The sequence below is a fragment of the Xenorhabdus vietnamensis genome, assembly GCF_002127535.1.
GTDB lineage: Bacteria > Pseudomonadota > Gammaproteobacteria > Enterobacterales > Enterobacteriaceae > Xenorhabdus > Xenorhabdus vietnamensis.
In genome coordinates this window covers 10,682-20,495 of record NZ_MUBJ01000037.1, presented here as the reverse complement: position 1 = coordinate 20,495, position 9,814 = coordinate 10,682, and the positions used below count along the sequence as shown (strand labels likewise).

At 44.4% G+C, this 9,814-nt stretch carries 10 protein-coding genes; 9 read left to right on the top strand and 1 reads right to left on the bottom strand.

The window, feature by feature from the left end; translation table 11 throughout:
* Positions 1 to 585: 585 nt before the first annotated feature.
* Complete coding sequence (locus Xvie_RS18960) at positions 586 to 1,086, top strand: DUF2569 domain-containing protein (protein WP_086110696.1); 501 nt, start codon at positions 586 to 588, stop codon at positions 1,084 to 1,086.
* A gap of 375 nt (positions 1,087 to 1,461) precedes the next feature.
* On the opposite strand, the gene Xvie_RS18955 is transcribed toward Xvie_RS18960, so the two are convergent.
* A complete protein-coding gene (locus tag Xvie_RS18955; RefSeq protein WP_086110695.1) occupies positions 1,462 to 2,205 on the bottom strand; it encodes a Thoeris anti-defense Tad2 family protein in 744 nt (247 codons plus the stop codon).
* A gap of 393 nt (positions 2,206 to 2,598) precedes the next feature.
* On the opposite strand from Xvie_RS18955, the gene Xvie_RS18950 reads away from it, so the two are divergent.
* The 8 genes from Xvie_RS18950 to Xvie_RS18910 all read left to right on the top strand — a co-directional run bounded on the left by Xvie_RS18950 (position 2,599) and on the right by Xvie_RS18910 (position 9,763).
* On the top strand, positions 2,599 to 2,886 hold the full coding sequence (locus Xvie_RS18950; RefSeq protein WP_086110694.1) for a phage tail assembly protein: 288 nt from the start codon (positions 2,599 to 2,601) through the stop codon (positions 2,884 to 2,886).
* 114 nt (positions 2,887 to 3,000) lie between these two features.
* Complete coding sequence (locus Xvie_RS18945) at positions 3,001 to 4,989, top strand: hypothetical protein (RefSeq protein ID WP_086110693.1); 1,989 nt, start codon at positions 3,001 to 3,003, stop codon at positions 4,987 to 4,989.
* Positions 4,990 to 4,999: 10 nt separating this feature from the next.
* A complete protein-coding gene (locus Xvie_RS18940; protein ID WP_086110692.1) occupies positions 5,000 to 5,194 on the top strand; it encodes a ClpX C4-type zinc finger protein in 195 nt (64 codons plus the stop codon).
* Positions 5,195 to 5,591: 397 nt separating this feature from the next.
* The gene (locus Xvie_RS18930; protein ID WP_086110690.1) at positions 5,592 to 6,077 is read left to right on the top strand and encodes a hypothetical protein; all 486 of its coding nucleotides are present in this window, start codon (positions 5,592 to 5,594) and stop codon (positions 6,075 to 6,077) included.
* A gap of 174 nt (positions 6,078 to 6,251) precedes the next feature.
* On the top strand, positions 6,252 to 7,661 hold the full coding sequence (locus Xvie_RS18925) for a DNA circularization protein (protein ID WP_086110689.1): 1,410 nt from the start codon (positions 6,252 to 6,254) through the stop codon (positions 7,659 to 7,661).
* Positions 7,658 to 8,749 (top strand): phage baseplate assembly protein, encoded by a 1,092-nt coding sequence (locus tag Xvie_RS18920; protein WP_086110688.1) that lies wholly within the window; start codon positions 7,658 to 7,660, stop codon positions 8,747 to 8,749. Before Xvie_RS18925 ends, Xvie_RS18920 begins: the two co-directional genes overlap by 4 nt.
* Positions 8,703 to 9,320 carry a phage baseplate assembly protein domain-containing protein gene (locus Xvie_RS18915; RefSeq protein ID WP_422645953.1) on the top strand — a complete coding sequence of 206 codons (618 nt, stop codon included), beginning with the start codon at positions 8,703 to 8,705 and terminating at the stop codon, positions 9,318 to 9,320. The genes Xvie_RS18920 and Xvie_RS18915 overlap by 47 nt, the downstream gene beginning before the upstream one ends.
* Positions 9,317 to 9,763: a phage GP46 family protein gene (locus tag Xvie_RS18910; RefSeq protein WP_086110687.1), complete on the top strand. Its 447-nt coding sequence runs from the start codon at positions 9,317 to 9,319 to the stop codon at positions 9,761 to 9,763. The genes Xvie_RS18915 and Xvie_RS18910 overlap by 4 nt, the downstream gene beginning before the upstream one ends.
* Positions 9,764 to 9,814: the final 51 nt, after the last annotated feature.

Genomic DNA, 9,814 nt, shown 5'->3' with positions numbered 1-9,814 from the left:
GCCCTGTGTGGTCTGCAAAGGTTCGATTGAGCCGACAGATTTAGGCATAGATTTAAGGCAGGAGTTTTAATCTCAATGGTACAGATATGGACAGTTATTGACAGTTGTTTTTCCTATCTGTACCACCTTAATTTATTGATATTTAATTGAAATATTGTAAGTGGTACAGATGGTACAGTTATTTTGCTATTTTTTCGTTAGAAGCGAAAAACGATAGTAAAAACTCAGTCATTATCGGCATTTCTAACGGTATAAAGAGCCTCTGATAAATTGGTGGCTTTGGAATGAAGTTAAAGTACAGGCATTTAGTCGAAAGAGGTGTGTCAAAAAAATCATGTGAAACAGGTAATTAAATTGTTATTTTCAACCCGTGAGAACGCTAAAGCTCACAATTCACAGATGATCTCCTGTGTTGCACCGATAAGCGCTTTAGTCTTCTGTCTCGCGCATATTGTAATGCGAGATTAAGGCGCCTAAAAAATCTTTTGCCAGTGAATGACTGGAGATTCTTTTGTGGTATTTTACTTATCCAACAAAATCAATTAGTAATTTTATTACTTATATTCACATAAGAGGTCTACTCATATGGATAAATGGATTTGCACTAAATGTGGTAAAACAGAAATATCTCAAGACACAGAATATTGTGAAGAGTGCTCAGAAAAGCCTTTTAATAAAATAGGTGGATGGCTTTATCTTCCTGCTACAGGTCTAATATTAGCAGTGATTTTTATTATATATCAGTTCAAAGTAGCTGCTGAGGTAGCGTCTAGAGTTGCATATTATTCTACCTTGCAGAATATAGTCATATTTACAATGGTTGCTAATATCATCTTGCTCTTATTGGTTTTTCATACAGCCATTCTCTTTTTTAATAAATTAAAGCAAGCGCCTAGTTTTTGTATATTACTCTGCCTATCAAATGTGATCATACAGGGTATTATGGTTTTCTTAGTGACTAATAGACTTGGGTATTCAATTAGCTATGACACCTTATTACCTGCTCTACAAGCTATAGCTACCGCTGCTATATGGATACCTTACTTCATGGTATCAGTGAGAGTTAAACGAACTTTTGTGAACTAATTATCGTAGAACTTTCTCTTGCAATGCCCTGCAATCATCTTAGTGTGATAATGGTTGCAGCCCCTGATTACTCATAGGTTTACTGACACTGTGCTTTCTCCGATTTAAAATCGAGAAAATCAGCCCTTCTTTTAGCGAAATATTTCGCTGATTGATAGACCAAAGTGAGGACCACGGTAGCAGGTAGGCATATTAAGCGTACTGAGCTATTTTAACAGGGGTGCCTCTGTGTTCGTTTCCACTACCTCCGTTTCAAACGGAACGATGATATAGCGCTAAACCTGCATCATGCAGGAGATAAGAGATATCAAGGAGTTAAAGGTGGATTTATTTGAAAAAGGCCGCATTAAGCAGCCTTGAATTCAGGGTATGTGATTACCAACTGAGACAAAAACGTTTGGTTTGACCTGTTTGTTGCATTTGTTGCAATAGAGTACCTAATTTTTGTGTTTCAGTGTTTCGAGACTGAAATACGACACCATAATCTCCAGCACCCCAGTTACCTTTTCCCGTTGGTAATGTTTTGCCAAGATTATAAGCTATACCACCCACTGTCACCCGAAGGTCGTTATTTTGGAATAATTCTATAACCTTCTGACGACTTTCGGCATCTGGCTTGGTTTCCACATCAAAATTAAAATAGAATATTACTGGGTTCCAAATAAAAGCCCATACTTTCACAATATCAACTTTATTGTTTGGTTCTATATTTAGAGTACCAAAATGATTATCCCAATCAGTATTTATTATATATCCCCAAGCTAGTGGTTCATTTGGCTTGCTCGGATTACGAGCCACGCTACTTCCCGATGCAAGATCAAAAGACAACATACAATCCATCTGTTCCCAATCACAAGCCATCATATCTTCTTGTGTTGGTTGCCAATGGGTTGGATTGTTTGGTGTATATTTCTCAATATAGGGATTACTATCAGTTACACCAGCAAGGCGTATGTACTCAACAGGAAAGTTCCAGTTACTACGATAAACTTTCTTCCCCATATACACCTGAATGATTGCCCACGGTAGAGAACCTATAGGAGCCACCACATCATTACTTTTGTATTTACTGAGATCAAACGGACATTGTTTATCATCCAGCTTATTAACATCAGACATAAACACCTCACTTTATTATTCGTTAAAGGTCATTTCATCCTGCTGTTAACTCACCAGAAACATTACTGAGGTCAAATTTTAATCTCAATCGGATTCCTGCTATAGCAAGGCTTATAATTTGAAAGATGATGCGTGATTCGGTGAGGGTAAATTCAAAGTTTGGTGCTGATAGTGAATGCCCTTAATCCCCCTCACCAAACGGCAGTGTCACATGGCTCTGCTGTTCCTTGTGTATCCATAATTTGTGTAATTTATATTATTGCATTATTTGCATTATTTGCATCATTAATTTGATTTGTTGCATATATTGCAATAATATAGCTGTATAAATTATCAGCGGAACTAGAGGTTCGTTGGGCAGGCATTTCAGTGACCGAAAACTAAGAGGCAGTCATGGAAAAAACAAAAATTGTGATATTGGGTAAACAGATTGAGAGCAATGACGGTAAAGAGGTTTATACCGAAATTCATCTGCGGGAGCCTGCGCTGTTCGAGGTTGAGCAGTTTTATGAAATGGATAAAAAATCTAACCCGCTGGCCGCCATGAGATTACTGATTACTCTGGTATCGAGTGTGCCTGAAACGGTACTGAAAAAGATGGCAATATCTGATTTCCGTCAATGTGAGGTGTTCTTAACCCATTTTTTGGCTTATATCCCCTCCAGCAATGGCAACGATTAGCGGCAGACATCACCTATTTTTACCGCTGGGGGCCACAAGAGGCGTGGCTCCTGAGTCGATCACGGCTTAGTTGGTGGGCTGAGCAGGCGCAACGCATTATAGAGGCTAAACGTAATGGCTAATGCCTTTGATTTTGAGATTAACGCGGATGAAAACGCAACAAAAGTGCTGGCTGAGATTGAGGCCAGAATTAAGGGGTTGCAGCCTGTATTAAACTCTACACGGGAAGGCTTGCGATTTGGCGGCAGTGAAACGCTGGAAAATACAGGGGCATTGAGCAACCAACTACGGGATATGTCACGCTCCGCTCAAGATAACGTGCAAAACATCGGTGACATGATCCCGCCGCTGAAGAACTTTGGTGAACTGTTCACAAAATACAGTGGCATGGCGTCCAAAATGGGACTGCTGGGCGGTATCGGGGGCGTTATTGGCGGTTTGACAGCGGGACATAAGACGCTCAGGGATATGGGGAAAGAAGCCTATAATCTGGATGTCCTGTCCAAAAACACCGCGATGTCAATTGAAGACTCTTCTAGCTTAATCGGCGCAATGGTACAAATTGGTACAGAAGCTGAGAAGGCAACGGATTCTGTACAGAATTTGTTTAATACACTCAATGCGGCAGAGCGGGGTGAGAATGGTTCTGCTCGTGCAGAATTAGATAAGCTGGGTGTTAAAATCCACACGACAAAGGGGGGTTCTGCGGATGTTATTCCAACGCTATTGGAACTGGAAAAGGCATTTAAAAATAAAAATATTCTGTCTGAGACCGAGAACAGACTGATAGTGAAATTGGGGTTAACCCCCGAAATTTTGGCCTTACTCAGAGAAGGTAAAATACAGGAACGGCTGGATAAATCTGTAAAAAACGGTCAAAGCCGCACAGCGGAAGAAAACCAAAAACTCACTGACTTCAATACCGAAGCTAATGAGGTTGGCGCAAGAATTGATGGGATGTGGAACCGAACGAAGATAGATGCTGCTACATGGTTTTTGGACAAAGGCAAAGAAGCAGAAAAAACCCCCGCGTGGCAAACCATTAAAGATATCAGGATGCGAGAAAGCGACACCGCCGACAATTTCTATCATGGAAACAAAGAGAAGGATATCGTGAAACGGGCCATTCGGGACAAGGAGTTCATTAGCCAGTTAACCTTTATGGAAGAGTTCCGTCTTCTTCGAGAAAAACCGGATGAAAACCTGCAAAAGAAACTGAATGATAGATATGGTGAGTCATGGGAAAAGCAGAAAAAAGCCCATGAAGCGAAAACAGCCGCGAATAAAACTCTAGCATTGCCAAAGTATGAAGAATTCAATTACCCAAATCCGCTAAAAAACAAAGGAAAGCCCAATCGCAGTGAGCGTAACAATAATCCGGGAAATCTACGGGATGCCTCCAATACGATCGGCAGAGACGGCCCAGATCGCAATAACAGTTTTGTTAAATTTAGAACCATGCATGATGGATTGGCTGCGATGAGTCGGCAACTGATGCTTTACGGGGATAGAGGCATTAATACCTTGAATACCATTATTCCGAAATATGCCCCTAAAAAGGATAATAATGACACCTTTGGTTATATTGATTTTGTGTCTAAACGAACAGGAATCAATCCGAATGAAAGGTTAAATATGCATGATCCTGCGCTTCTTGAAAGGATTATGAAAGAGATGATATTCAAAGAAAGCGAGATGCAATTTAGCCCGGAAGCATTGCAAAGCGCGATTATGGCCTCAATTCATGATCCACGCTGGGCGGGATTACGGTCAAGGGAAAACCTGCAACGCCAACGGCTCTGGTATGAGTACAACCCCGAACAGCCGCCCGTTTATAGCCAGAACAGACAGGCTGAAGAGAACGAAGAAGCAAGCAATAAAAAACCATCGGAACAACCAACAATTACCTCTCTCTACAGCCAGGACAAACGGGCTGAATACGATGAAGAAATGAATAAAAGAATCGCACTGGCAGTTCAAGAGGCTATCGGCGATAAAACCATCACCGTTGATATTAATTTATTCAATGACAAAACCGGAGAGCGGCAAAACTTCCAGTCAAATACTGCCGGAAAAGTTACAACGTCGATGAGATATCCTTAAGGAGATTGACATGTCACCCACAATAGAAAAGAGATTCGATATTGGATGTAATTTCTGCGGCAAAATAAACGATGGCACTCATATGTTTGTTGCGGGTCTGTATGGATATATCTGCTCACCCTGTATCACGCTGTGTGTGAACACACTTGCACTGGTCGCTGACGGTTCAGTATCCCCTCACCCCTTGAAGGACGAGAAAAACTGACCGGACGGCCATAAAAGTTAAATAAAACTGCGGGGGAGAGTCACAACCTCTATGCAGTATCCTTAAAATAGTTTATGTTTTATTCATCAATGTGATTTTTATCATATTATTAATGAGGTTATAAATGCATAGATTCGGGCGTTTTTTATTATTGGTTGGCATTATATGGCTGATTGTTGCCCTAAATATGGGCACCACCGTTTCTTCTTATGGCGAAACCGTTCATAACATTGGATTAGTCTCAAGCAAGCAAAACCATGTCATTATAGGATGTTTTATTATTCTGTATGGATTGTTAGTTACTTTGTTCTATACAGAGAAGTGATCTTATAGAGGCCTTCTTGGATAAAAACACGGCATTACTCAGCATGCAATATTTTATTGATAAGGTAATCTCATGAAGAAATTATTTATAACTCTATTATTTATACCATTTATGGTAAATGCAGCTTGGATTACGAATGTAGAAGAAAGCATTTTTGGTGATAATAGCGCTGTTCTTATAGGGGAGCTTAAAAACACTAAATCAGGCATTGTATTCAAATGCGATAGTAATGATCTATCGGTTTCTTATGTTGAATTAATGGATGATAGCGATATTAAATCTACACCTGCGACTTTTTTAATGAGAGTTGATAGCAATCAAGTGGTCGAATTTAACACAATGCTACAAAGAAGAAATTCTGATGCAATAGAAGCCAGAGGGACTGATAGAGAAAAGATTTTGTCGTTATTAAAGCAGTTAAGTTCAGCAAAGCAAAAAATTTTAGCGGGTATTTCTGTTGATGAAGTTGATTATAAGCAATCTTTTTCAGGAAATTCATCTGGTTCAGCAGTTGCTGTTAATAAATTCGTGAAGGCATGCAATTTAAATATCAAATAAGAAGGCTGATAGCACGAAATAGCCCAACGTGCTGGATATCTATTGATACGTAAGGAAGATATGCAGCCGATGATGAAGGCATTGGAAGGCTATAGATTCAGAGCATAAAACTAAGTTTAAATATTATCAGGCCGCTTAATTGCGGCTTTTTTGCGCCTAAAAAAGAGGTATCTCATGGCCTTTATTAAAGACGCCATTTCTTCATTGCTGGGTGGCGGCAATGACTCATCATGGAAATGGTCAGAACATTTGCATCCGGCCTCGTTTCGCGGTGTGCCATTTGCGGTGGTTTCCGGTGAGAGCGTTTTTGGTCGCCGTCAGGCTGTTCACGAATACCCATACCGCGATACAGCATGGATTGAAGATCTAGGTCGTGCAACACGAAAAATCACGCTGCGGGGATTTATTGTTCAGGACAGTCTGGTTTATCACGCGCCCGACGTGATCACCCAACGTAAAAATCTGGTCGCCGCCTGTGAGACAGGCTCTACAGGCACGCTAATCCATCCCACGCTGGGTGAATTAACGGTCAGTGTGACAGAGAGCGGTCTGCGCATGAATGAGAGTGCCGAGTTCGGGCGGGTATTCGAATTCACCCTGACGGTCATTGAATCCGGCCTGAAAGTATTTGCGGTCACCAACAGCACGAAATCCGCAACCGAGGTAGGGCAAAACTGGCTGCGAACCTACACCACCATGCTGGCGAAATATGTTTCGGCCGTCAGGGGGGAGATCCGTTCAGTCGTGCAGGGAATGAAAACCATTAAAGCGACCGCCAACCAGTGGGTTGGCATGGTGACCCGCTCAGTGGATGAGGTGACGAATCTCAGCGATATGCTGAAAACAACGTTTGGCAGCGAGCGTTACGGGCGCTATCAACGCGGGAAAATTGGCGGTGCAGTATCCGGTGCCACGGGCGTCAGGTCGCGTGATAACCAGACCCATCATGATACTGAAATCGTTCAACAGACCACGGCGGCAGTGGTGATGGGGCGTAAATCCATTGCTGAATCTATCGATAAAATGACGCATTCATTGACTGTGGAGGAATTCAGTCAGTCAGCGCAGGGCGTCGTAGAGGCGATTATCCGTTCAGCAGGCAGCACGGACGGGAAAATCGCTATTTTTGAACATTTGTCATCATTTCAAAATACCCAATATCAACCGGGTTCTGTTGATCGCCACGTGACTGACATGACGGTGTTGTTGCTGGTTGTGCTGTCTGCCGGGGCAATGGCTCAGGTTGCCAGTGAGTTCACACCGGCAAACAATCAGGAGGCGAACGCACTGCAACGGCGTGTATGCAACGCGCTGGATACTGCACGGGTTCAGGCGGGCGATTTGGGTATGGATGAAATTTATGAGGCATTGATGTCGCTGCGCTATGAATTTGTCACCAGTGCAGAACTGAACGGCGCTGAATCCGGTCGGCTCGCCCAGTTTAATTTGCCTGCCGTATTACCGGCACTGAATGTGGCCAACCGGATTTATCAGGATGCCGGTCGCAGCGATGAACTGGTTCAGGCCACCCACCCTCGCCACCCGGCCTTTATGCCGGTCAAATTTGAGGCGTTGCGCAAATGAAAAAAAATGAAAATGAGTTGTCATTGGTGATTGGTGGTAAACGGATTTACGGCTGGGACAGCATTCGTGTGACGCGGGGTATTGAGCGGTTGCCATCCGATTTTGAACTGATGTTGATGGACTATTACCCCGGCAGCAGTGAAAAACAGCTGGTTGAGGCAGGCCAGCCCTGTCAGGTATTGTTAGGCGATGATCCTGTTATCACCGGTTATATCGATATCTGGAATTCATCCATCAATAAATCAACCCACCAAATTCGTGTTACCGGCAGGAGCAAATGCCAGGATTTGGTGGACTGCTCGGCTGAATGGCCGCAAAACGTTATTTCGTCCGCGACGGCGTTGCAGATTAGCCAGAAACTGGCGCAGTGGTACGGCATTGGCGTGACCTCTGATGTAACCGATATGCAGCCCGTGCCGCAGTTTACCCTGAACTGGGGGGAGTCCTCACAGGAAATTATTGACCGCATCACCCGCTGGTCAGCGCTGCTGTATTACGACACTCCCGATGGGGATCTGTTGTTAACCCGTGTCAGTGACAAGGTGGCGGCGAGTGGCGTCGAACAGGGTAAAAACGTTGAAATGGCGGATTATCAGTCGTCAATGAATGAGCGGTTCTCAGAGTACAGTGGCCTGTCCATGAACGTCAGCGGCCTGAGTGAACTGTCTCAGGGGCAGGGGTATAAAGTGGTTGAAATTGCAACCGCCAAAGATCCTGAAGCGGAAAAGATGCGCTACCGGAACTACGTCACCATCATCGAAAGCACCTTGCATTCACACCAGCGGCAGCAGGAGGCCATCGACTGGGAAATGAACCGCCGTTATGGGCGCTCAAAAGTATTGAAAGTATTGGTGGATAGCTGGCGCGATGTCAGTGGGGCATTGTGGCAACCCAATACACTGATCCCGATTCACCTGCCTGTATTCGGACTGGCGTCTGAGCAGTGGCTATTATCAGAAGTGTCCTACGTCCGCAACAAAGATGATGGCACACGGGCTGAGTTAACCCTGATGCCCCCGGCAGCATTCACTGTGCAACCCTATGAATTCTACGACACGATTATGGAGTCACGTGATTATGGACGTTAAAAATTTATATCGCCGCGCCATGATGATGTTGGGGCTGGGGCGCGTGACCACCTGCAATGACAGCGGCGTCATCCAACAGGTGCAGTACCAAACCGTGATGGAGGTGCGGGACAAAACAAACCGCATTGCCGAGTTTGGTTTTTCGTCAGGACTGCCAGCCGGAACCGATGTTGTCCTCGCGTTTTTAGGGGGTGACCGCTCTAATGCGGTGGTGATTGGCAGTAACCATCAACAGTACCGGCACCGGGGATTAAATTCCGGCGAGGTGGTGGTGTATAACCAATGGGGGCTGCATATCCTGCTGACCGAATCGGGGATGACGGTGGAGGCTCAGGGGCAACCGGTCACGGTTAATAATGCCTCGAAAGTCACTGTTAATGCCTCAACGGAGGTTTTGCTGAATACGCCCGTGTTACGAGTTTCTGGCGATGTTATTGATAACTGTAACAGCAATCAAACCACGATGAAGCAACTCCGTGATAATTATAATGAACATACCCATCCCGTCCCCGGCGTGAGGTCAGGTGATTCGACCGTAACCAGCAGAGCGACAGGAGCGACAGTAAAATGAGTGATATTACCTCATGGTGGGATGTCAAAAATATCCATGCGGATTGGCAGGCTGGACGCGGTGATTTGGTGACAGGTAACGACCTGCAAACCGCGATCATTATCAGTTTGTTTACAGACCGACAGGCGCGGGCGGATGATGTCATTGACGGCACTGATCGCCGGGGTTGGTGGGGCGATAGTGGTGCAGATTATCAAATCGGCTCTCGGTTGTGGTTATTGCATCGGCAAAAACTCACCACGGCAGTTGCACTGGCCGCCGAGGATTATGCCCGTGAAGCGTTGCAATGGATGCGGGATGATGGGGTGGCTGATTCTGTCGACATTGGCACACAGATTGTCTGGCCCCATCGGTTAAACATGATCATTCGTTATCAGCGTCCCGGGCGTGATAACGAGGACTTGCGGTTTTTTTGGGTATGGGAACGAGAAAATGCCATTTAAACGAAAAACACTGACCGAATTACGCGAGCAGAACCGCAGTTTTTTGCAGTC

Bases quoted from the DNA above. Each gene is read 5' to 3' on its own strand.
- Xvie_RS18930 (WP_086110690.1), top strand. From the start codon at position 5,592: ATGAAGAAATTATTTATAACTCTATTATTTATACCATTTATGGTAAAT.
- Xvie_RS18920 (WP_086110688.1), top strand. From the start codon at position 7,658: ATGAAAAAAAATGAAAATGAGTTGTCATTGGTGATTGGTGGTAAACGG.
- Xvie_RS18955 (WP_086110695.1), bottom strand. From the start codon at position 2,205: ATGTCTGATGTTAATAAGCTGGATGATAAACAATGTCCGTTTGATCTC.
- Xvie_RS18910 (WP_086110687.1), top strand. From the start codon at position 9,317: ATGAGTGATATTACCTCATGGTGGGATGTCAAAAATATCCATGCGGAT.
- Xvie_RS18960 (WP_086110696.1), top strand. From the start codon at position 586: ATGGATAAATGGATTTGCACTAAATGTGGTAAAACAGAAATATCTCAA.
- Xvie_RS18940 (WP_086110692.1), top strand. From the start codon at position 5,000: ATGTCACCCACAATAGAAAAGAGATTCGATATTGGATGTAATTTCTGC.
- Xvie_RS18925 (WP_086110689.1), top strand. From the start codon at position 6,252: ATGGCCTTTATTAAAGACGCCATTTCTTCATTGCTGGGTGGCGGCAAT.
- Xvie_RS18950 (WP_086110694.1), top strand. From the start codon at position 2,599: ATGGAAAAAACAAAAATTGTGATATTGGGTAAACAGATTGAGAGCAAT.
- Xvie_RS18915 (WP_422645953.1), top strand. From the start codon at position 8,703: ATGAATTCTACGACACGATTATGGAGTCACGTGATTATGGACGTTAAA.
- Xvie_RS18945 (WP_086110693.1), top strand. From the start codon at position 3,001: ATGGCTAATGCCTTTGATTTTGAGATTAACGCGGATGAAAACGCAACA.